Source organism: Sphingobium sp. TomTYG72 (genome assembly GCF_055394715.1).
Genome location: NZ_AP027337.1, coordinates 733,008 through 755,438, shown reverse-complemented (window position 1 = coordinate 755,438; position 22,431 = coordinate 733,008). Strand labels below are relative to the sequence as shown.

The window sequence follows — 22,431 nt, the reverse complement described above, 5'->3', positions numbered from 1 at the left end:
AAGCGCTATTCGATAACGGCCGGATGGAAGGGGCGCGGCTCGCCAAGCATCGCTGCGAAGGAGGCGGGTTCACGGCCATCGATATCGGTAAGGCCATAACGCATGGCGAGATCCGCAGTGTAAAAGGCCTTGCCCGATAGCGCCATCCGGTCCCGATCACGCGCAACCGCATCGATCACCAGCCCTTGCAATTGGGGCGTTTCGGCGGCGTCATACATCTGGCCATAGACTTCGGGCCGTTCTTTTCGCCCCAGTTCCAGCCGTTCGGTCCGCATCGGCCCCGGCCAGATCGACAAAGTGGCGACGCCGAACGGGCGGAAGTCGTGCGCCATGTCGAACATCATCTTGTCGAGGCCCGCCTTTTGCGCGCCATAGCCCGGACCGTGCATGTAGCAATGCGCGCCCGGTGACGAGACCGCGACGACCAGCCCGGCCTGCGCCTTTAGCAGCAACGGAGCGGCCGCGCGTGTCGCGATATAGGCGGAACGCAGTCCGACATCTAGAATATCGGCCAGATCGCCGGACTTCTCCCAGAAAGGTCCCGGCTTCACCAGATCGTCGGAAAGCGCGGTGGCGCTGTGGACGAGAATATCGATATGGCCCGCCTCATCCGCGACCCGCGAAAAAAAGGCTTCCACCGCCGCATCATCACGATGATCGAGTGCGACCGCGACACCCTGTCCGCCCGCTTCATCTACGGCGCGCGCGGTGGCGCCGATCGTGCCGGGGAGCGGCAGCCCCTCATCGCTCAGCGAACGACCGGTAACATAGACCTTAGCGCCCGTGCCCCCCAGTGCGATCGCGATCCCTTTGCCCGCGCCTCGGCTCGCGCCTGTGACGACCACGATTTTCTTACTGGTCATTGTCTCTCTCCTATCTCGCCCGTCATTATCCTGCGCCGCGTCTCGTTCCTCCCCCCAAATCAAGTAATCGCGACTTTCGAAAATCGGTTAGCGCCAGGCAAAAGGAGAGGATCGATGACCAGTACCGCCAACCGTGATTTGTTCGTTCGGATGCTGACGGCGCTTGGTATCAAGGATTTCGATACGTTCGAATCCTGCCTTGCCGACGACATACAGCTCGAATGGCCCTTTCCCGTTATGGAGGGCTTTCCGCTCGAACACCGTGGTGCGCGCTGGTTTCGCGATGCGTTGGAAGCGAGTTGGCGCGATTTTGATCCTTACGCCTATCGCATTGAGGTCATCCACGATCTGGCCGCCGAGGATCGGCTGATTGCCGAATATAGCTCGCACAGCCGCTATATTCCGACGGGCGAACCCTATTCCAACCGATATGTCAGCATTCTTGATTTCGCCGAAGGCCGGATCACGCGCTGGCGCGAATATGTGAACCCTCAGGTCGTGTCGAAGGTGCTCGGTGAGAATGCCGGGTGGAGCGAAACGGGCGGCGCACGCACGGCCTAGTCTATTTCGAGGTATCGGCGGCCGGATCGAAGGTCTCAAATAGCGGTCAAAAGTCGGATTGGAGAGCGAAGATGGCACAAACCGCAGACTATGGGTTGGGCGAATATACATTCCCTCGCGGCTGGTTCATGGTCGCCGAAGGGAGTGAAGTTTCGGCAACCCCAAGCACGATCCACTATTTCGGCCGGGACTTCGTCCTGTATCGCGGCAAAAGTGGTACGGCGCACATGGTCGATGCCTATTGTCCTCATCTTGGCGCGCACCTGGCCAAGAACACGACCTCTTACATCGTGCGCGATGGACAGCAGGTGGAGGGCGAATCGATCCGCTGCCCTTATCATGGATGGCGTTTTGGCCCGGATGGTGCGTGCGACGACATCCCCTATTCAAAGTTTATCCCCAAAGCTGCCTGCCTGCCGACCCACCGGATCATCGAGCGCGCGGGCATCATCTGGTACTGGCACGACCCCGAAGGCCAGGAGCCGGATATCGAATTGCCCCCCTTTGCGGAATGGGACGATCCAAGCTGGGTGCGCTGGCAGGTCGATCATCTGGGCATCATCCCCTGCCATCCGCAGGAGATACTCGACAATATGGCGGACGCCGCGCACATGGTTCCGGTCCACGGATCGACCGACTGCGCCTATTTCGAAAACGCCTTTAGCGGGCAGATCCTTCACCAGACGTTCGGCGCGGGCCATCGTACGCTGGTCAGCAGCGACGCAGTGCTGGAAACCGACACATGGTATACCGGGCCTGCAATCCTTCAGGCGCGACTGACCGGGGCGTATCCCTCGCTGATGCTGATCTGCCATACGCCGGTCGAGGATGGCGTGGTCATGGTGTGGCATGCACTGATGTCGAAGGCTGCTAACACGCCGCCAACGCAGGATGACATCGCAATCGCATATGGTTATGCCGAGGCGGGACGGCTGGCGCTCGCGCAGGATTTTGAAATCTGGGCCAACAAGCGTCCCTGTTTTAACCCACTCCAAATTCCGGCGGACGGGCCGTTTGGCAAGGTGCGCATCTGGTATCGACAATTTTACAACCCGCGCGCCCGCGCCAGTGAATTTCAGGATCGGGTGGACGGCAAGATCACGACATATGACACGCGCGGCAGCAGCGCGGCGGCCTAAAAAAATATCGAGAGGATGACGATGGACAAGGTACAATTTTCCGCAGGAGCAGCTTTGGTGTTCGGCGGCAGCGGCGGGATCGGTCGCAGTGTGGCGCAATGTTTCGCAGAAGCCGGAACGGACGTGGCGATCGGCTATCATTCGAAGGCCGATGCCGCCGCAACGCTGGCCAGCGCGATCGAGAGCGAGGGGCAGAAGGCATCAACCCATCGTGCCGATGTGCGCGATCGTGAACAGGTCGAGGCGGCATTCGCAGCGGCGGTCGCAGCGCACGGACGCATCCACACCGTGGTCTGGGGCGCCGGGCCGCTGGTCGATCAGGTCATGCTGGGCGATACCACCCACGAACAATGGCGTCGCGCGATCGACATAGAGGTCCATGGCTTCTTCAATGCCGTGCAGGCTGCCTTGCCGCATTTTCGCGAACAGGGCGGCGGATCGTTCGTCACGCTGGGATCGGCGGGGCAGATGCGCTGGCCGGAAAAAGACGGTTTGTCTGTCGCGCCCAAGGCGAGCAATGAATCGCTCGTCCGCGGCATTGCGCGGGAAGAAGGACGGCACGGCATCCGTGCGAACAGCGTGCTCGTCGGCGTGATTGAGGCTGGTATGTTCCTGGAACTGACGGAACAGGGCGTGTTCGGTCCCGAATGGGTGGCGGAAGTGCAAAAGAGTCTTGCCCTCAAGCGCTGGGGCCAGCCGGAAGAGATCGGCGATGCGGCGGTGTTCCTTGCATCCAACCGCGCCGCCTATGTTACCGGGCAGCAGATCAACGTATCGGGTGGCTATGGCATCTAGGCATGGCATCCTATCCACAACAAGAGGTCGAGGCCGCCATTACCCGCCTGCGCGACGCCTTTGTCGAAGCGGAGGCGCGTAACGACTGGGCATGGATCGCCGACGAACTCTACCATGAGGACTGCGTCTATATCTGTCCCTATGGTGGCGCGATGCCCGTCCGTGCGGACGGGCGCGAGGCGATAAGACGGACCCATTATAGCCGCGACATGGATGTCGGTTCAGGGTGGGAAGGCTGGACCTTCCCCATATTGGACTGGGCGATCACGGATGATCGGATCATCAGCCACTGGGTCAATCGCGGCCCCGGCAGACGAGCGGACGGGGGATTTTACGAGACGCATGGCGTATCGCTGATCACCTATGGGGGCGGCGGTAAATTTTCATCGCAATATGATCTGTTCGACATCGCCCACCAGATGCGCCTGTGCGATGAACTGGAGGATGCCGGTCTGCTTAGCCCCACGCTTAAGGCGGAATGGGTCGATCCGATGAAGGACAGGCTCATAACCATGCTGGAACGGCGCTGATCCCTTCCAACGTGACGATGCGCGCCTGATGCGTAACCACCAATCAGGATGTTTGACACCTGCCATCCGAGCAGGGTGAAGGAGGATCGCCACATGGCCTATAGCCATCTGCTCGCACCGGGACGTATCGGCGCGATGGACTTGCGCAATCGGATATTCATGACGCCGATGGGGTCCAACCTTGCGGACGAAGACGGGATCACCGGCGAACGGCTGCGCGCTTATTATGAGGAACGCGCAAAGGGCGGCGCGGCGCTGATCACGATGGGATCGGTATCGATCGGCTATCCCGAAGGCTCCGGCAATTGGCGCAACGAGGCGATTTCGCACGAGCGCCACGTGCCGGGCGTGCGGGCGCTGGCCGACGCGGTCCACGCTCATGGCGCGAAACTCGCGATGCAGCTTCAGCACGCTGGTCTGGTCGCGATGAACGACATGCTGGCTGGACGACCGATCTGGACGCCTTCGATCCCGGCGGTCGGCAAAAGCGATGGCGACATGATGGAGGGATTCCTGGAGGATGAACTGGCCATCTTTACCGCGCCATTTGCTGCCATGGGTGCGCCCAATTACCGCGTCATGACCGTGCAGGATATCGAACAACTGGTCCAGATGTTCGCCAGCGCCGCGCAACGCGCCCAGCGCGCAGGCGTCGATGCGGTCGAACTTCATGCCGGTCACGGTTACCTGATCTCATCTTTCCTCAACCCGTTGATCAACCAGCGCGACGACGATTATGGCGGCTCGATCGAGAACCGCTCGCGCTTGCTGTGCGATATCATTCGCGGCGTGCGCGCTGCCGTCGGCCCCGCCATGCCGATATGGCCGCGCCTGGACAGCCAGCATTTCCTGATCGACGGCGGGATCACAGTGGAGGACGCGGCCGCGACCGCCCGGCTGGCGCAGGAGGCAGGAGCAGACGCCATCCACATATCGGCCGATGGCCATCCGGGGCGGGGCCTCACCTATTCGACCGGACATGCAACCGACACGCGCAACGGGTTTGTCGAGGCCGCAGCGCGGATCAAGGCACATGTGACCATACCGATCATCTGTCCCGGTCGGATCGAGCCGGAAGATGCCGACCGCTTCATTGCTGATGGGAAGCTGGATTTCGTGACGATGGGCCGCAAGCTGCTGGCCGATCCTCATTTGCCGGCCAAGCTGGCCGCAGGGAAGGCCGATCAGATTCGCCCTTGCGTCTACTGCTACACCTGCATCAGCCAGATATTTTTCAGTCGTCCGGTGAAATGCGCGGTCAATCCCGAAACAGGCTTTGAGCGTGAGCGCGCGCTCGTTCCTGCCGCCGCCGCTCGTCATATTGTCGTGATCGGCGGTGGACCGGCCGGAATGGAGGCGGCGCGTCGGCTGGCAAAGCGGGGCCATCGGGTCACGCTGCTGGAGGCAACAGACTCGTTAGGCGGGACTGCCCGCTTCGCATCGATCGCCTATGCCCCGAACCAGGGCATTGTCGATTGGCTGAAACGGGAAGTGAAGGGGGATCCGAATATCACCGTGCAACTGGGCGCGAAGGCGACGCCCGAACTGCTCGCGTCCCTGGCCCCCGACGAAGTCGTGGTCGCCACCGGCGCGCGACGTGCGCTGCCCCCCATTCCCGGCGCGGATCGCGACAACGTGTTCAGCGGCGACGAAATGCGCAGCCTGATGCTGGGCCAGGATCTGGGCAAGCTGGCGCGCAAGGTCGACGCCAAGACGCGGCTGATGATGCGTGCAGGTCGTGTCACCGGCCTGACGGCGCGGCCCGGTTTCATCCGCGCTGCCAGCACCTATTTCATGCCCTTTGGCGAACGCGTGGTGATTATCGGCGGCGAATTGGTTGGGCTGGAACTGGCCGAATTCCTTGCCAAGCGCGGCCGAAAGGTCGTCGTGATCGACGAAGCGGCCAAGATGGGTGCGGGTCTTCAGGTCGTGCGCCGCTGGCGGGTGCTTGATGAACTTCACCATCTGGGCGTCACGCTCCTGCCGAACGCCGGGGACATTGCGATTGGCGATAAGAACGTCAGCTACCGCAACGGCTGCGGACAAGTGAGAACGGTGGCCGCCGACCAGGTGATCGTCGCCAAGGGCGCGCAAGGCGACTCTCGCCTGGCCGACCAACTGAAAGCGGTCGGATTCAGTGTGCGCAGCATCGGCGACGCCAATGGTGTAGGCTATATAGAAGGTGCGATGCAGGATGCGGCCGACGCCGTGCTTGATATCTGAAGAAAGGAATGGCGATGTTCGACTTTACCGGACGGCACGTGCTCGTCACCGGGGGGACCAGCGGGATCGGCGCGGGCATCGCTGCTGCCTTCATCGCTGCGGGCGCACATGTTATCGTCACCGGCACACGGCCGACAGAGGCGGATTATGAAGACATTCCGCCAGGCGCCACCTATCGCCCCCTTCGTCTTGGCGACCGGCTTAGCATCGACGCCTTGGTGGCGGGTTTGGGGACGTTGGACATCCTCATTAACAATGCGGGCGGTACGTCCGTCCCGGAGGATTTCGACGCAGCCATCGACGCCAATCTGAAAGGCGTCCATGCGTTGACGATCGCCTGCTTGCCGCTGCTGATGCAAAGTCGGCACGACGGCGGCGGCGCGGTCGTGACGATCGCCTCGATGATGGCGATCTTCGGCAACTCCATGTTCCCCGGATATAGCGCGGCCAAGGCTGGCCTTCTGCTACTGACCAAATCGCTGGCGCAAGGATGGGGGACAAAGGGCGTGCGGATCAACGCCGTGGCGCCTGGTCCGGTCCGCACGCCGATGACGGTGCGTTACGCCGATGATCCTGTCTATGGTCCCGGCACGGCGCAGCGGATGGCGCTTGGCCGCTGGGGAACACCAGACGACATAGCAGGGCCGACCCTGTTCCTCGCCAGCGCGGCAGCGCGGTTTGTGACGGGGGAATGTCTGGTGGCGAGCGGCGGGTATATGATCGCCGAGGCATGATGCTTGCCAAAGACATGGTGACGATTGGCAAGCCTCGCGCAACCGACTACGCTCTCCATCAGACGCATCCGGTAAAGGAGTGCGAAGGAGATAATAGGATGGTTGCACACGCGAATGAAGTCGCCTGCTTTTCGCGTATGATCCTGGCGCTCAATGCTTCGCTGGTCAGCGAAGATCCATGGCGAGACTTTCTGCTGCTGCTTCGCGACCATGTGAACGCAAAATGGGCAACGCTGATCCTCACGCCACCCAATATAGATGGTTTGGGCACAATGATAACGCCCACCGCACCACCGCCTGCGATTCAGGAATATCTTGACCGCTTTATGCAGATCGACCCATTTGTCGGCCTGCCCGAAGGCAAGGTCATGGCGTTGTATGAATATGTGGCCGAGGCGAAACTCAAAAATTCAGCCTATTATAAAGGGTGGCTGGAAGGGATCGACGGTTCGCACGTTCTTGGCGTGGATCTGCGCATAAGCAATGGCCTGGAAGCCCGACTTCGGCTGACGAGGGCGCCCGATGGCGCCCCTTTCGATACCGAAGAGCGTGGCCGCATAGAAGAAATCGTGCCCCATCTGCGGCAGGCGGTCGAACTCTATCGCCGACTGGAGGTATCCCGTTCGGAGCAGGCAGTGATGACCGGCGCCATCGAACAGTTCGCTGTCGGCACCGTGATGCTCGATCATAATCTGAATGTTCTCAAGATGAACGAACTTGCCGCATCCATCCTGGCCGATGCGGATGGGATAAGCATCGTGGGGCAGCGTCTGGCGATCGCCAATTCCAACCGTGACCGCGAATTTCGCCAGCAACTCAAGGATGCGGTGAACGCCGCGCCAGGATCATCTCCTTCAGTATTCCTGGTCGAACGTCCATCGGGCCACCGAGACATCGGGATCGTCATTCGGCCAATCACTATTCCTAATTTCATGCATGGCGGGACAACGCCGGCCATCGCGCTTTTCCTGGGCGATCCGGAACGTCAGTGCGTCGTGACCAGCGATGCCCTGAGGGAATTGTTCGCCTTTACCCCGACAGAGGCGTCGATCGCGGCTTCGCTTGCAAACGGCGTGTCGGTGATCGAGACCGCGCATCGGCTGGGCATTGCCGAAAACACCGTGCGCGCGCATCTCCGCTCTATCTTTGCCAAGACGGGCGCGAGCCGCCAATCACAGCTTGTGCATCTCATCCACACCAGTCTGCCCGAACTCGCCGTTGTTCGCCGCTAAATTATCCAGCCTAATTGATTTGAAGGTATTGCAGGACGCTTAGCAGAACGATGTTCAACCACACAGGATCCGCGCCAAAGCGGACAGGACTGAGGGGATATCGAAGATGGCTTACGGAAAATATCATTATCTTGCTGGTTCGGCATTGATGCTTGCTCTGGTAGCGTCGCAGGCAAATGCGCAGGATTCTTCGCCAGCAGCACCCGCCCAAGCGACGCAGGGCGTGGGTCTTCAGGACATCGTGGTTACTGCGCGGAAGCGTACTGAAAACCTGCAAAATGTCCCAACAGCCGTAACAGCTCTCGGTGCGCTTCAAATTGCGGATTATCAGATCAAGAGCTTCCAGGACGTCGGCAAGACCGCGCCAAACGTCAATATCCAGAAGCAGGCAGGCTCGCCCAGCGCGCCGCAGTTCAATATTCGCGGCGTTTCGTCCGGCTCCATCAACTTCCAAGTCGATTCCGGCGTCGCGCTCTATGTAGATGGCGTTTATCTCGGCCGCCCCGGCAACTCCGCCTTCGATCTGGCCGATCTGGAACATCTCGAAGTCCTGCGCGGTCCACAGGGCACACTCTTTGGCCGCAACTCGACCGGCGGCGCAATCTCATTTGTGACGGCCAGCCCGACTGGCAAATTCGGTGTTGAAGCCGAAGGCACGCTAGGAAACTATCAGCGGCGTCGCGGGCGGATAACGGTCAACACGCCTGAATGGGCTGGTCTTTCGGCGCGGTTCACATATGTCCATGACGAAAATGACGGTTATGTGAAGAATTCCGCACCGCAGCGCACATTCCTTTATCCGGCACCGTTCGGGCCGTCCACCAGCGCGAAGAGCTTTGGCGCGAACAACACCGAGTCGTTTTTCGCAGCAATCCGTTATGCCGGAATCGATGGCCTGACGCTCGATTATCGCTTCAACTATACCGACGCGGTAACCACGCTCGACGCCATGCAATTACTGCACAGCGGCGCCGCATTTAGCGGCATCACCAACTTCCCGAACCAGCCTGCACTTGGCGGCACGATGGTGGAGAGCCTGACGCGGCTCGACCGTATTCCGATCGATGGCCTTTCTCCAGCTACCCAGAAAACCTGGGGCCACAGCTTTACGGCCGTTTATGAGCTTAGTGATTCCTTGAGCGTCAAATATATCGGCGGGCTGCGCGGATTTACGCTGAACACATCGTCTGATCTCGACGGAAATTCGCTGGTCGACCCTTATGGCGGGACGGGCGGATATTATCAGGCGCTTGCAGCCGAGCGCTATGCAAAGCAGCGGCAGTCGTCCCACGAACTGCAACTCCTCGGTCAGACCGGCAGTTTGGATTTTGTTGGTGGCCTGTTTTATTATCGCGAAAAGGCCTACCTCAATAGCCCCACCATCTTCGGACAGGTCAGCCAGCCGGGCGTCCCGATCCCCATCGATAATCCCGGCAGCTATCTTGCGAGTGGCGATCTGCTTAAGGTGCTCAACAAATCTTACGCGGCTTATGCCCATGCCAATCTCAGGTTGACCGATGCGCTCGAACTGGGCGGCGGCATCCGCTACTCTAAAGATGATCGCACGGAGAATGATCTGATTGATGCGGATCGGACCCCCACGGTTCAGCGCGGCAGCTTCAACGCCAAGCAGGATCGCGTCGATTATGACGCATCATTGAAATATCAGTTTGCCCAGAGCAGCAACGTCTATGCGAAATTCGCGACCGGCTTCGTTTCGGGGGGTATCTTCCATGGCGCGGAATTCCAGCCGGAAACCATTAAATCCTACGAAGCGGGCGTGAAGTCTGAATTTCTCGATCGGCGCGTCCGGCTTAACGTCGCTTTATTCCAGGCGGATCGAAAAGGCCTCCAGGTGACGGGCTTTGATCCCAATCAGGGTGGCAACATCCTGTTGAATGCCGGTAGCGAAAGAGCGCGGGGTTACGAGATTGAAGCCACGATCCTGCCGGTCGACGGCCTTACTTTGACCGGCACTTATGGCTTTACGGACGTCAACACAAAGCCACAGACGGCTAATCCGGCCGCTACCCCGGTGCGTACATATCAACCCCGGCGCACCGGCTATGTCGCTGCGCAATATGAGTTCCCCGAATTTCCAGATGGCACCAAGATGAGCTTCCGCATTGATGGCCAGTATAAGGGCGATCATTTCCGGTTGCAGTGCCCGGTGGGGGCCACACAATCGGCGACCGACGGCTGTATCGGCGCTGGTGACCCCGTGCTCGACGACCAGTTGGTGATAAGGGCAACTTGGGAAATAGGCGCACGGTTCACCTTTGCCGAAATCCCGGTAGGCAACGCTAAGGGCAAGATTTCCCTCTGGGGCAAAAATCTCAACAATTCGGATAAGCCAGAGTTTCTGTTTCCGATCTTCGATACGTGGGTACTCGGCACCTTCCAGGCTCCGCGCACATACGGGATCGACGTCGGTATCGCGTTCTGAACTTCAAGTGTGTGTGTCGGCTGCTTCGTTATTGTCGACACACACACGCCATTTCTTATTGCGACGGACGGGTATATCGCCTTCCCCGTCAGAAAATGGCTATCCCTTTCGGCGGCTTTGATTTGAAGTGTGACACCCGGGGTTATGCATAGTATTTCATCCGGCTTGAGGAGGGCGACCTGTTCTCCCACGACATCGTGCGGGGTGCGATAGCTCAGGCACTTGAGGGTTGTGCTGTTGAGGCGATCAGCGGCTTGTGGATTTCCTTGTCCGACAGCAGCGTAACGTGTTGGAGGGCAGGAAGCGCCGTATCCGTCCATTGCAATTTTCCACGCCGCCTTTCTGCCGGGCGCGGACGGCAGGCAGAAATAGCTGGAGATGCCGAGTTGTTTCGCAGTTTCGCAAAAGCGGCAAATTCCGTGTCCGGATCGAAGGTGATGCTGCGCCAGAGGGCAGGGCGGATGCCCCGCAAATGCCGATCGATGTCGGCCATGACCCCGGCGGAATGCCGACTCGGACTACGCGCGAGAAAAGTGAAACGGCTGCGACGTTCGACCAGCGAGGTGAGGTTTGCTTTGCCTTCCTGGAAAGGGGATCAAACCCTTATAAATCCTGGGATTTCGCACTTCGAAATAGAATCCGCCATCCGCCTTAGGGAAATTCGATAAACTCACCTAACTTCCTTATAGGTCACCTCTGACGGCGACCCATCGCAGTCGTTTAGTCGAAAAGACTCCGATCTCCGCTGCGGACAGTCCCCTTGTTCCGTTGCCAAGTCTCTAACCGCACAATGGCGGACTCGCAGACTTCGCTCGGGTCAAAGATATAATTGCCGCAGAATATGGCACAAACGGCGCTATCTTATAGGCGGGTCAATCACCCAATTTGCCTCCCCGGTCAGCGCCACGGCACGCGCCAGCGCCTCGCGGCATTCGCCCACGATGCGCTCGATCAGTTCGGCGCAGGTCGGAATATCGTCCATCAGACCGATGCCAAGGCCTGCCCAGACTAGCCCGCCATCCACTTCGCCGCTCTCCAGCGCCGCACGCCCGCGCGCACCAGCGACCAGCGGCCGGATATCCTCAAAAGTCGCGCCGGGCTCCCGTTCCTTGACGTTCACCTCCTCGGCGACGGCATTGCGGAACACGCGCGCGGTGTTGCGCAGCTGGCGGAAGATCAGCGTCGTATCGCGCTCGCTGCCCTGCACCACCGCCTGCTTGATCGCCTCATGGATCGGCGCTTCCTTCGTCAACATGAAGCGGGTGCCCATCGTCACGCCTTCCGCCCCCAGGGCGAGCGCCGCCGCCATGCTGCGCCCGGTCGCCATGCCGCCCGCCGCCAGGATCGGAATCTCCAGCGCCCGCGCCGCTGCGGGGATCAGCACCATGCCCGGAATATCATCCTCGCCCGGATGCCCCGCGGCTTCGAACCCGTCGATCGACACGGCATCGACGCCTGCCCGCTGGGCCGACAGCGCATGGCGGACGGCGGTGCATTTGTGGACGATCTTGACGCCCGCCTGCTTGAACCGAGCAATGAACTCGGCGGGACTGCGTCCGGCTGTCTCGACCACGCCAACGCCGGAGCCTGCGATGACTTCGGCATAGGCTTCGTAAGGGACCGGCTGCGCGGTCGGCAATATGGTCAGGTTCACGCCGAACGGCTTGTCCGTCATCGTGCGGCACCGCTCGATCTCGGCCGCCAGCGCCTCGGGCGTCGGCTGCGTCAGCGCCGTCAGGATGCCGAGGCCACCAGCATTGGACACCGCCGAAGCCAGCTCCGCGCGGCCGACCCACTGCATGCCACCCTGGATAATGGGATAGCGCGTGCCGGTAAGCTCGGTAATCCGGGTCTTCATTCCACCATTCCCCTGTTGATCAGGCCGCTTCCGCCTCGCCTTTATCCTGCGTCCCCAACCGCCAGCACTTGTATGTGGCGTATAGCCCAGCGCTTCTGCTTAGTTTTCGAAAGTAAGAGCAAGGATGAGAATCTTCACGACGCCAAGGCTCTACGGCCCTGTGTCCGGCTCATCCAAGCAAAGTTGATAGCCGCCCCGAAAGATAGAGCCATGAGCAGCAGCATCGCCACATGATAGTTGTTCGTCGTATCCCGCAGCCAACCTGCGGCCGGAGCGCCGAACGTGAAAGGCAGGGTGAAAGCGCCCAGAAATCCTATAGTGCGCGGAAATGCCGCTACCCCAAATATCTGGGCGACAAGAACCGCAACCAGCGGGAAAATGGCCGCTCCTGATATACCCATGATGATCATCGCCAGCGCCAATGCTGGAAACCAGCCGCTTGCTGAAATTAGGATCCAACTGACGGTCAATCCGGCACCGGCAGCACTCAATGTGCGCGCGGGGCCAAATTTATCGCAAGCCAGTCCTGCCAGGATGGACCCGAATATGCTTGCAAAGCCCTTGATGGACAGGAGCAGCGCTCCCCAGCGGGCCGCGACCCCATATTCGGTTGCGATGGCAACGATATGGGCAGACCCAGTGATGGTACTCGCCTGAAGGACACCCTCGCCGATCAACACCCCCCAGAACAGCGGCTGCGAGAGGATGGAAGGTCGTGAGCCCGCAGCCACTGTGGCGCTTTCGGGGTAATCGCTCTGCGGCGGCTCCGAAACGCCCAGCAGTACGGGCAGGAGCAAAATGTGCAGTACCGCCAGGGTCACGAAGAATGCCGGCAGGCCAAATCTTTGTATGACTGCAAGGCCGAGCAGGGGAATGACAGTGACGAATAGCGGAATATACGCAATCCCGACCGCCCTTCCTCGCGCATGTGGATGCCAGTTCCCGGCCAATATACTAGGCGGCAAGCCTCCGAGCAGAGAAGCGCCAGGGCCGATCGCGAGCGTGCATACGATAAGTGTAGCCTCAATCGATTGCACCAAGGCAAGCAGAAAATAGCCTGTTATCGAAAGCACAGCACCGGTCATCATGGTGTTGCGCAGGCCGATGCGGGAAATCATGCCCGCGACGATCAGACCCAGCCCGCTCATCGCCAGCACCGTGAGGGCAAGGACCATCGCGGCCATGCTCCGCGTCGTGTCGAAACGGGCCTGAATCGCCAATATGCTGACCGCAAAGCCGCCAAACGCGCACCCTGTGGCTGTGTTCTGCGCGAGAAATGCCCGGACGAGCATCATGCGCGCTGTCCGCCTGTTCGGGTCAGCGGCGGCGCGCCGTTGCGCAAGGCTGCTCATATTATGGCGATCCCAAAAAAGTGGAGAAGGCGAGCGTAGCCGCCACATCAACTGTGACGAGCGGCTACCTTTGCTCACAATAGCTGCCTCATTTTTCCCGCAACGATGCGTTATCGATGACGAATCGGTAACGCACGTCGCCCTTTTCCATGCGCTCATAGGCGGCATTGATGTCCTGAATGTCGATCAGTTCGATGTCGCTCGCGATGCCATGCTCTGCGCAGAAATCGAGCATCTCCTGCGTTTCGGCGATCCCGCCGACATTGGAGCTGGCGACCGACTTGCGGCCCATCATCAGCGACACATTGTGCAGCGGCGGATCGATCGGGCCGAGCAATCCCAGCAGGATGAGTGTCCCGTTCCACGCAAGTGTCGCGACATAGGGATTCACGTCATGCGCGTTGGGAACAGTGTCGAGGATGAAGTCAAAGCTGTTGGCCGCCGCCGCCATCTGCGCCTCGTCAGTCGACAGCACGACATGGTCCGCGCCCAGGCGGCGTGCTTCTTCCTCCTTGTCGGGGCTGCGCGTGAACAGCGTCACTTCGGCGCCCATCGCCTTGGCGAACTTCAGGCCCATATGACCCAGGCCGCCCAGGCCGATCACCGCGACCTTGTGCCCCGGGCCGACCTTCCAGTGGCGCAGCGGTGAATAGGTGGTGATGCCTGCGCACAGCAATGGCGCCGCCGCCTTCGCATCCAGCCCATCGGGGATGCGCACCGTGAACTTCTCCGAAACGACGATATTCTCGGAATAGCCCCCTTGCGATGGCATGCCGTCATGCCGATCCGCGAACCCATAGGTGGGCGTCGCATATTCCACGCAATAGGGCTCTTCACCCGCATTGCATGGCTTGCACTTCTGGCAGGAGTCCACATAGCAGCCCACCCCAACCATGTCGCCGGGCTGGAATTTGCTAACGCTGCTCCCGACCGCCGCCACCCGGCCAACGATCTCGTGGCCAGGAACGGTAGGATAGGTGACATACCCTCCGTGATTACGGACGTGATGCAGGTCGGAATGGCACACGCCGCAATAGAGGATATCGATGGCCACGTCGTCGGCACGAAGATCCCGGCGGGCGAAGGAGAAGGGCTCCAGATCGGCATCAGAGGCGAGCGCCGCATAGCCTTTGGTCAAGTTGGTCATGACTGTGTCTATTGTCCTTAGATGAGGCCGAGACCGGAGAGGTCAGCCAGATATTTGCCGATCAGTTCGCGCAACAGATGCGGGACGTCCTTGGCAGCGCCCACTTCATGTCGGATCACATCCGCGCGGAAGCGAGCGGAAGGAACGCTGGTCCCGAATTCTCCCGGCATCTGATATTGCAGCTGGTGCAGCAGCGGCAGCGACGAATGTTGCCGCCGATCCTCGGGCAGCGCACGCATGGCGGTGCCGAAACGTTCGAGCCAGTCGGCGTAATCCTCGATCCGTTGGACCGGATATCCGGCGGCGTCGATCCAATCGACGAAGCTGTCCAGCGAAATGCCGTCATCATGGGAATTGATGACATGGTAGGTGCGATAGCCGCTCGTCGCCTTGGCCCCCAGGACGGCGATGGCCTCTGCCGTGAAGTCCACCGGCAGCCCGGGATAATGGGGCTTGGCCGTGCCGCTGTAGAATGACCGCGGCGCCAGCCCCGTCACTACGATGCTGAGCAGCAAGCGGGTGAACATGTCGGGGACGTTGAGTTGCCCTTCATAACGGCTGTGCGCCAGGATCATGTCCGATCGGAAGGTCGCGACCGGCAGGCCGAAGCGATCATGCGCATCCCGCAACAGAACCTCAGCCGCCCATTTGCTGTTGGCATAGCCATCGGCGTAGCCCTCGCTCGACAAGGGCCGGACGGGGGAGGTTGTGCGCACGTCGGCGTCTTCGTCGATCATCACGCCGTCCGGCGTATGGGCCGCCGCCACGGTCGAGACATTGTTGATGGGCTTTAGCCTATGCGTGATCGCCAGGCGGATGACCTCCGCCGTGCCTGCGACATTGGGGCCGAACAGCTGATGATAGGGCAGGACGTGGTTCACGAGGGCGCCCGGATGGACGATCAGATCCACATCCTGGGCCAACCGCTTCCAATCGGCATCGGCAAGGCCAAGCTGCGGTTCGCCAAGATCGCCTGCCAGAACCTCCAGATGCGCGTCGGCGAGCGCCTCAAAGCGGCTCTTAAGTTGCGGGTCGCTGCTGAAGACCTGCGCGATGCGCTGTCGTGCCGCTGCTGCGTCGCGACCACGCGCGACGCAGATCAGCTTGCCGCCTATGTCGGCCATGCGCTCCAGCCATTCCAGGCCGAGGAACCGCCCCAAAAAGCCGTTCGCTCCGGTGAGGAAAACCGTGCGAACTTCCGTCGAAGGAGGCAAGGCGTTGCGCGCCGCGTCGAGGACACTGCCATCAATGAAGCGATCCAGCGTCAAGTCGCTCGCCCGGATCTCCTTCGCACCGGCACCGTGTACCGATGCAAAGGTCGTTCCCTTCGCCTCGCCACTCCGACCCCGTTCGATGAACTGGGCGAGGTCCTGCATGCTGCCGGCAGGGCTGTTGATGACCGATACCGGCACATCAATGCCGTAAATATCTTCAAGCAGCAGCGAGCAGGACACGGCCGAGAGCGAGTCTCCACCCAGATCGGAGAAGCTCATCCGCTTGGAAAGATCGACATCCTCCAATCCGAGCGTCGCCTTGACGGCGCGGGCGACGGCTTCGAGCACGGGAAGCTCCTTGCCTTCACGGCGCAGGGCCTCAAGCTCATCCTGCTGGCTTGCCGCGATCCTGTCGTAAACGGCTTCAAGCGCGCCGGTATAGCGTTCCTTGAACTTGGGCCGCTGATATTTGCCGATGCCCGCCAGCAGGCCATTCTCTGCGCTGAAGGGCTCATGCTCGACGATGAAGTCGCGCGGCACTTCATAAGGTTGCAACTGTTCTGCGCGCGCGATGTTCTGGATCGCTTCGCGCAACGCGTCCTTGATCGCAGCCGGGTCATCGGCGATGCCCATCTGCTCGAGCGTCGCTTCATTGGGCACAAAGACGCCGACCAGGAAGGCGCGCTCGCTGCTGCCGTATAGATAGACTTGCCGGATGAGCGGATCGCCGTTGGTGAAGATCGCCTCCAACCGGGCAATGGCGACGAACTCGCCCTGGGCGAGCTTCAGCACATTGTTGCGGCGATCGATGTACACCAGATGGTCGGGTGCGATCTCCTGCATGATATCGCCGGTCTTGTAATATCCGTCTTCGTCGAAAACTTCGGCGGTCACATCAGGTCGCTTGTAATAACCAAGCATGATGCTCGACGTCTTGATCCGCAACTCACCGCGCGGATAGGGCTTATCGGTCTTGAAATAGCCAAGCTCCGGTACATCATCCAGCTTATAGTCGATCACCGGCGGACGCTGAATGCGGTTGTCAGTCAGCACTGCGGCGACTTCGGTGGCGCCATAATTATTGCCGAGCTTGTAGCCCAAACATTCTTCCATGAACTGCGATAGTTCAGGGGCGAGCGGGGCCGAGGCGAATGAAGCGACGAGCAGCCGCCCGCCGAGGAGAATATCGCGTGTTTCGCGCAGCAACTCGGCCTTCACCGTGTCCAAGTCCGCGCCGGGTACGGAGCGCCGGTCGAGCGCGACCTGATATTGCTGGTAAATCATTTCGCACACGCGCGGGACCAGCATCATGTAGCTTGGCCGACAGATGCGCATGTCGTCGAACAGTTCGGACAGGTCCTTCTTGCCCGTGAAATAGCCGATGCCGCCCAGCCCCAGGAGCGAGAAGACGATGCTCCGCCCTGACGTGTGGTTCATCGGCATGTAGATGAGGTTGATCATCGGCATGGGCGAATCCACCAGCCACAGCTGCTTGATCATCCGCTCAGGCAGCATCGCGCCCTTGGGCAAGCCGGTGCTTCCCGATGTGTAGTAGATGGTGGAGAGCCGCTCTCCATCCGCTTTGTCGAACAGTGGCGCGGGCGGCAAGGCGCTGCCCTCCGTCAGAGCCTGTTCCAGCGTGACCAGCAAATGCGACAGACCCGCATCGGCGAGCTTTGCCCGGGCGGCTTCGAACCGTTCGCGCTCGTCATCAACCTCCGGATGATAATCGAACAGCAGCACACCGCGCGGACGATGGCCCTGGATGACCAGTTCGGTGGCCGTTTCGATATATTCCAGGCTGACCGCGAGCCAACTTGGCGCCACCTCGTTGAAGATGGACAGCGACTGCTGGAACGCCCCATTGGCCTGAAGGGGAACCGCTACCGCCCCATTGTGGATCGCGGCAAGATCGACCGTCGCAAAGTCCACGCTGCCAAAGGCAAGAAGGCAGAGAAACTCATCGGCTCCCAGCAACTGATCAGGATTATTGTGCCAGAAGGCCGCAAGTCGACGCGCCCGGTCCCATAGCGTGGCGTAGCTCGTTGTTTCGAAATGCTTCTGGATTTCCCGCGTGGCCCGGCCAGTCGCGGGATCGACCTTCAGTTCCACCGCGCGCTCCGCCAACGCAGGGCGGTCAGCATAGCCCTCCATGCAAATCGCCACGATCTGGGCGAAGCCGAGACCGCTGAGACGCTTTGCAGTGTTGATTGCAGGGTCCGGTATCGCTGCCGCGACTTGCGGATCGGTTTCGATCAATAACTTCAGCCGTGTTGCAATGCCTTCGGCATAATCATCTATCGACACCGTGTATTGCGAGCGATCCAGCTTGTCCTGAATACCCATATCACCTCTCGAAATTATCTTATTCAGAACAATATCATTCTATTGTCCGGAACATCTTTATTCAGTTCATCCATCTAACGATGAGGATGATCGAAATTGCAGCCGTTGCGCAGTATGGCTGCGGTGCCGACTTTTGCCTTGCGTCGTGAAACTACGGCTCCTGCCGCCGGGCAATTCCGTCGTCAGAAGCATGGTCTGAATATTTGGCAATCACCAAGTTTTGTCAATGACCGTTTTTTGAGCAACGCGCATTTCCTGCGCGCGCGCAGAGGCAAAGCCTAGAAGAGGCCGTGCATCTGGTCATCCCGTTTCCGTTTGGCGCCCTGCGCGTCAGCCCTACTTGGCCCGGGATTTAGCGTCTGCCTTGGGGAGTTTCGATATGTCTCGCGGAGTGATCGTTTTCGCGAGCTCTACCAACCCCTTGATCGCGATATTTTTGACGCCGGGCATGTCGGATGCCCAGGGCCGCCCAAAGCCCGAAAACATCGTCATTCCATCTGTCGCGCCATATATGAATATGGCCACCACTTCCGCATCCTTATGGCTCAACGCGGGGTTCAACCGCTCCACGAAAGAGGTTATCATCTGATGGACATGGCGATGCAGTACCCCCAGCCTGTCCGCCACCAATTTGTTATGGTTGGCCATTGCCCAAAGCTCGGTAAACAGATGCGCGGTCTGCTTCGTGCTGACGTCATCAAGAATATGGGCGATCAACCGCGCTAACCCGTCCTCTGCGGAAAGGCTGGGCTGTTCCATCGCCCCGTTGATCTGGGTTTCGCCCGCAACAAGAATTTCGTCGAGCAGCACCTCGACCAACAACTCCTTGCGCGGAAAGTGATGATTGACGTGTCCGACCTTCAAACCGCATTCGGTAGCGATGCGTTGGAGCGTAAAGGCGCTGGAGCCTTCCTCGACCAATACATGCAGCGCCGCCTTAAGGATGGCGTTCACCGTTTCGGCTCCGCGCGAATAGACGCCGGGTTTCCGGCGCTTGGTTCCAATACGGTCATCGTTCATGGGCCGCTTATATCTCTGGCTGGGCGGCGATCAACCGACGAAACAGAAATGGGAAAAGATCAGGGAGACCCAGTGGGCTTGCGGTGAGACGCTCGAATCGCGCTTCTCCCTGACGATCGTCCGGGGCATCTGATTTTCCCCATTGACAAAACCTTGTCATTCACCAAGTATTTGGCGCGAACACACGTTGCTCAGCGGGGAGGTATAGGAAAGGGGCAGATATCACGGAGAGTTAGAAAGGAAAGACTCCATCCGCTGATGATCCGATCTCCGAGTCGGGATGATCCTGCTGAGTTTAAGATCAGAGCTGATAAGTTCGTAAATCGATTCGTGATTGAGAATTCTGACGTGATTCAAGTCATAACCATTCTGGTTGATGGCATGAACTTTTATATCGTTAGATATACGATTATCTTTATAACTATTATGTCCATTAGATGATCGAAAAATATTCGAAAAATATTACCAGGCAAAAAGGGGAGATTTCATGATTGCGCGACATCTATTTCTCGTTCGCACCTTGATGGGGAGTGTAGCTCTCGTCGGCTGCGCTGGAACGGCCTTTGCTCAGACGTCGACGGGACCGGATGAGCCCACGACAGCGGCAAGCGGTTCTGCGCCCTCCGGTCTGTCGGAAATCATCGTGACGGCACGCAGGCGGGCCGAACGGCTTCAAAATGTCCCGATCTCTGCCACTGCCTTTGATGCTGGCTCGCTCACGCAGCGAAATATTTCAAACACGCAGGACTTGCTCGGACAAGTGCCGTCGCTCGTTGTCGGCGGCTCTGGCCAGCAGCGCAATAGCGAGAACGTGACCATCCGTGGCCAAGGCGCGACTTTCAATGCAGCCCCAGGCGTGGTGCTCTATTCCGCCGAGGTTCCGATCATCGCCGATCAGCGCAATAATGCGCAGAATGGTGGCGGCCTCAATTATTATGACCTCGCCAGCCTGCAGGTATTGCGCGGGCCGCAAGGCACGCTGTTCGGCCGCAACACGACAGGCGGCGCCGTCTTGTTCGAGCCGCAGCGTCCAACCGATCGTCTCGAAGGCTATGGCCAGATCCAATATGGCAATTACGATTCGATCGAATTGCGCGGTGCTCTCAACGTGCCAATTGTTGAAGACAAACTCTTGCTGCGTGTCGCCGGCATTTATCAAAAGCGGGACGGCTTTACGCACGAGATCACCACTGACACAGACTTGGACAATCGCAACCGTTATTCATTCCGCGCAGGCTTAACTTGGCGCCCGGCGGAGGGGATTGAGAATTATCTTCTTGCGACCTTCGCTCGCGTTCAGGAACATGGCACCGGGACGGTGCTCAACGCGGTTCCCGACGGTGTGGATCCTCAGACGGGGTTGCCGTTCAGCACATATCTGCAACAGCAGATTGATCGCGGTATCCGTTCGGTAGCCCTTAGCCCACTGCTCTTTAGCGAACGCACGCGCTATTTCTCCGTAACAGATATCTTCTCGGCAAAACTCACGGATGTTTTGACGTTCCGCAACATCGCCAATTATCAGCATCTGAAGAACAGCGCGCCTTTTGACGGTGACGGTTATCCCGACGATCACAGGCCGCTATCGACAAATGGCGGAACTTTGATCGGGGGGGATGAGATTAGTCCCGGTGGATTTTCGAAATATAACTATTACACTGACGCACGCCAATATTCGATCGAACCTCAGATTCAGGGCAATTTGGGTGAAGACGCGCTTAACTTCACGGTAGGCGCTTACTACCAGAATGTTAAGCCGACAGGTCCGCAGCTTGTCAGCGCGTCTAACCCGACAAGAAGAGGCCAAAGGTCAGACAGCAAAGCGCTTTATGCGCAGGGAACGTTATCGTTCGGCAGTTTCTCTGATAGTCTTGATGGGCTACGGTTGACAGTCGGCTATCGCTATACATGGGACAAGCTCACGGCCTTCTCAAACTTCGGCCTCCCTGACGCTCCGGTTACGTCATCGAGTGCCAAATTCAAGGCGCCAAACTGGACAGCCGGCCTCGACTACAATGTCGACAAGAATGTGTTGTTGTACGCAAAGGTCAGTCGTGGATACAAGACAGGCGGCGTCGGCACTGCAACGCCCGCGCCTGAACTGCGCTCGTTCCAGCCCGAATTCGTAACGGCTTATGAAGCAGGCATAAAAGCCGATTGGCACATCGGCAGCATTCCGATCCGCACGAATATCAATTACTACTACACGGATTATAAGGATCTGCAGAGGACAGGAGGAACCGCCTATTTCTATAATGGGCAGCAAGTCTTTGGCGCTCAGACCAGCAATGCGGGGAAAGCGCATATCCAGGGTGTGGAATTCGAAGGCGAGTTGCGGCCCGCAAGCTGGCTCACGCTATCGGGGACCTATTCGCACATCGCTGCGAAATACGACAAATATACGGCGCCATCGCTGTTTCCTGACGGCATTCCCGCCTACGGCCTGCCGCCCGGCTTCGACTGCGGCGTGGGCGTTCCGTTCAATGGCGCAACGGGCCAGTGCGTCCTGACTGGCATACCTTTCCAGTTCACGCCGAAGAACCAGTTCAGCATTACCGGCAGGGTGGATCTGCCGCTGGATGAGTCCATCGGGAAGGTCAGCATTTCCGCTACCTATTCCTATATCGATGCCCAGTACACGTCGCCTTCCAAGGCACCCGTTGACGAACCGTTCGCCTATATCGGCGGAAACTGCCCCCGCCTGAATTCCGGAGCCTATGCCGGGTCAGTTCAGTGCGGCCCGGGTGATGGCTACGGCTTGCTCAGCATGAACTTGCAGTGGCAGAATGTCGCAGGATCGAACTTCGACCTTGGCGCGTTCGCAACCAACCTTACTAACGTGAAGTATATCATCAGTAGCCAGGGCGTATCCTATCAGAATGGCTTCAACTCCTACATATATGGGGAACCCCGAATGTACGGCTTATCGATCCGATATCATTTCGGTCGTTGAGTAAGGCGAAGCGCCATC

15 protein-coding genes and 1 pseudogene are annotated in these 22,431 nt (G+C 59.3%); 9 read left to right on the top strand and 7 right to left on the bottom strand.

What is annotated here, in order from left to right; all coding sequences use genetic code 11:
• Window positions 1-5: 5 nt before the first annotated feature.
• Window positions 6-863, bottom strand: a complete 858-nt coding sequence (locus ACZ5U1_RS16785; RefSeq protein WP_464780274.1) for an SDR family NAD(P)-dependent oxidoreductase — start codon at window positions 861-863, stop codon at window positions 6-8.
• Between the two features lie 114 nt (window positions 864-977).
• Here ACZ5U1_RS16785 and ACZ5U1_RS16780 point away from each other — a divergent pair, with 114 nt between their 5' ends.
• From ACZ5U1_RS16780 to ACZ5U1_RS16745, 8 genes are all read left to right on the top strand, one after another.
• Complete coding sequence (locus ACZ5U1_RS16780; protein WP_464780273.1) at window positions 978-1,424, top strand: nuclear transport factor 2 family protein; 447 nt, start codon at window positions 978-980, stop codon at window positions 1,422-1,424.
• 71 nt (window positions 1,425-1,495) lie between these two features.
• On the top strand, window positions 1,496-2,563 hold the full coding sequence (locus ACZ5U1_RS16775) for a Rieske 2Fe-2S domain-containing protein (RefSeq protein WP_464780272.1): 1,068 nt from the start codon (window positions 1,496-1,498) through the stop codon (window positions 2,561-2,563).
• Window positions 2,564-2,584: 21 nt separating this feature from the next.
• Window positions 2,585-3,358: an SDR family NAD(P)-dependent oxidoreductase gene (locus tag ACZ5U1_RS16770; RefSeq protein ID WP_464780271.1), complete on the top strand. Its 774-nt coding sequence runs from the start codon at window positions 2,585-2,587 to the stop codon at window positions 3,356-3,358.
• Between the two features lie 2 nt (window positions 3,359-3,360).
• Window positions 3,361-3,888, top strand: a complete 528-nt coding sequence (locus ACZ5U1_RS16765; protein ID WP_464780270.1) for a nuclear transport factor 2 family protein — start codon at window positions 3,361-3,363, stop codon at window positions 3,886-3,888.
• Between the two features lie 93 nt (window positions 3,889-3,981).
• On the top strand, window positions 3,982-6,111 hold the full coding sequence (locus tag ACZ5U1_RS16760) for an FAD-dependent oxidoreductase (RefSeq protein ID WP_464780269.1): 2,130 nt from the start codon (window positions 3,982-3,984) through the stop codon (window positions 6,109-6,111).
• Between the two features lie 14 nt (window positions 6,112-6,125).
• Window positions 6,126-6,845, top strand: coding sequence for an SDR family NAD(P)-dependent oxidoreductase (locus tag ACZ5U1_RS16755; protein ID WP_464780268.1), 720 nt, complete (start codon window positions 6,126-6,128; stop codon window positions 6,843-6,845).
• 98 nt (window positions 6,846-6,943) lie between these two features.
• Entirely contained in the window at window positions 6,944-8,077 is a 1,134-nt protein-coding gene (locus ACZ5U1_RS16750; protein ID WP_464780267.1) for a helix-turn-helix transcriptional regulator, read from the top strand.
• Window positions 8,078-8,183: 106 nt separating this feature from the next.
• Window positions 8,184-10,523, top strand: coding sequence for a TonB-dependent receptor (locus ACZ5U1_RS16745; protein ID WP_464780266.1), 2,340 nt, complete (start codon window positions 8,184-8,186; stop codon window positions 10,521-10,523).
• A 164-nt stretch (window positions 10,524-10,687) separates the two neighbouring features.
• On the opposite strand, the pseudogene ACZ5U1_RS16740 reads toward ACZ5U1_RS16745, so the two are convergent.
• From ACZ5U1_RS16740 to ACZ5U1_RS16715, 6 genes and pseudogenes are all read right to left on the bottom strand, one after another.
• A pseudogene (locus ACZ5U1_RS16740) lies at window positions 10,688-11,103 on the bottom strand (IS30 family transposase); the annotation flags it as partial.
• A gap of 276 nt (window positions 11,104-11,379) precedes the next feature.
• Window positions 11,380-12,381 carry an NAD(P)H-dependent flavin oxidoreductase gene (locus ACZ5U1_RS16735; RefSeq protein WP_464780265.1) on the bottom strand — a complete coding sequence of 334 codons (1,002 nt, stop codon included), beginning with the start codon at window positions 12,379-12,381 and terminating at the stop codon, window positions 11,380-11,382.
• 134 nt (window positions 12,382-12,515) lie between these two features.
• Window positions 12,516-13,733: an MFS transporter gene (locus ACZ5U1_RS16730; RefSeq protein ID WP_464780264.1), complete on the bottom strand. Its 1,218-nt coding sequence runs from the start codon at window positions 13,731-13,733 to the stop codon at window positions 12,516-12,518.
• Window positions 13,734-13,821: 88 nt separating this feature from the next.
• Window positions 13,822-14,880 carry an NAD(P)-dependent alcohol dehydrogenase gene (locus ACZ5U1_RS16725; protein WP_464780263.1) on the bottom strand — a complete coding sequence of 353 codons (1,059 nt, stop codon included), beginning with the start codon at window positions 14,878-14,880 and terminating at the stop codon, window positions 13,822-13,824.
• 17 nt (window positions 14,881-14,897) lie between these two features.
• Window positions 14,898-18,440 (bottom strand): carboxylic acid reductase, encoded by a 3,543-nt coding sequence (gene car, locus ACZ5U1_RS16720; RefSeq protein WP_464780262.1) that lies wholly within the window; start codon window positions 18,438-18,440, stop codon window positions 14,898-14,900.
• Between the two features lie 336 nt (window positions 18,441-18,776).
• Window positions 18,777-19,460 (bottom strand): TetR/AcrR family transcriptional regulator, encoded by a 684-nt coding sequence (locus ACZ5U1_RS16715; protein WP_464780261.1) that lies wholly within the window; start codon window positions 19,458-19,460, stop codon window positions 18,777-18,779.
• A gap of 487 nt (window positions 19,461-19,947) precedes the next feature.
• Here ACZ5U1_RS16715 and ACZ5U1_RS16710 point away from each other — a divergent pair, with 487 nt between their 5' ends.
• Window positions 19,948-22,413 (top strand): TonB-dependent receptor, encoded by a 2,466-nt coding sequence (locus ACZ5U1_RS16710; RefSeq protein WP_464780260.1) that lies wholly within the window; start codon window positions 19,948-19,950, stop codon window positions 22,411-22,413.
• Window positions 22,414-22,431 lie beyond the last annotated feature (18 nt).

What these genes read in the sequence shown, in the direction of transcription:
- ACZ5U1_RS16715 (WP_464780261.1), bottom strand. Translation starts at nt 19,460, where the DNA reads ATGAACGATGACCGTATTGGAACCAAGCGCCGGAAACCCGGCGTCTAT.
- ACZ5U1_RS16755 (WP_464780268.1), top strand. Translation starts at nt 6,126, where the DNA reads ATGTTCGACTTTACCGGACGGCACGTGCTCGTCACCGGGGGGACCAGC.
- ACZ5U1_RS16735 (WP_464780265.1), bottom strand. Translation starts at nt 12,381, where the DNA reads ATGAAGACCCGGATTACCGAGCTTACCGGCACGCGCTATCCCATTATC.
- ACZ5U1_RS16775 (WP_464780272.1), top strand. Translation starts at nt 1,496, where the DNA reads ATGGCACAAACCGCAGACTATGGGTTGGGCGAATATACATTCCCTCGC.
- ACZ5U1_RS16760 (WP_464780269.1), top strand. Translation starts at nt 3,982, where the DNA reads ATGGCCTATAGCCATCTGCTCGCACCGGGACGTATCGGCGCGATGGAC.
- ACZ5U1_RS16745 (WP_464780266.1), top strand. Translation starts at nt 8,184, where the DNA reads ATGGCTTACGGAAAATATCATTATCTTGCTGGTTCGGCATTGATGCTT.
- ACZ5U1_RS16785 (WP_464780274.1), bottom strand. Translation starts at nt 863, where the DNA reads ATGACCAGTAAGAAAATCGTGGTCGTCACAGGCGCGAGCCGAGGCGCG.
- ACZ5U1_RS16730 (WP_464780264.1), bottom strand. Translation starts at nt 13,733, where the DNA reads ATGAGCAGCCTTGCGCAACGGCGCGCCGCCGCTGACCCGAACAGGCGG.
- ACZ5U1_RS16710 (WP_464780260.1), top strand. Translation starts at nt 19,948, where the DNA reads ATGATTGCGCGACATCTATTTCTCGTTCGCACCTTGATGGGGAGTGTA.
- ACZ5U1_RS16750 (WP_464780267.1), top strand. Translation starts at nt 6,944, where the DNA reads ATGGTTGCACACGCGAATGAAGTCGCCTGCTTTTCGCGTATGATCCTG.
- ACZ5U1_RS16780 (WP_464780273.1), top strand. Translation starts at nt 978, where the DNA reads ATGACCAGTACCGCCAACCGTGATTTGTTCGTTCGGATGCTGACGGCG.
- car (WP_464780262.1), bottom strand. Translation starts at nt 18,440, where the DNA reads ATGGGTATTCAGGACAAGCTGGATCGCTCGCAATACACGGTGTCGATA.
- ACZ5U1_RS16725 (WP_464780263.1), bottom strand. Translation starts at nt 14,880, where the DNA reads ATGACCAACTTGACCAAAGGCTATGCGGCGCTCGCCTCTGATGCCGAT.
- ACZ5U1_RS16770 (WP_464780271.1), top strand. Translation starts at nt 2,585, where the DNA reads ATGGACAAGGTACAATTTTCCGCAGGAGCAGCTTTGGTGTTCGGCGGC.
- ACZ5U1_RS16765 (WP_464780270.1), top strand. Translation starts at nt 3,361, where the DNA reads ATGGCATCCTATCCACAACAAGAGGTCGAGGCCGCCATTACCCGCCTG.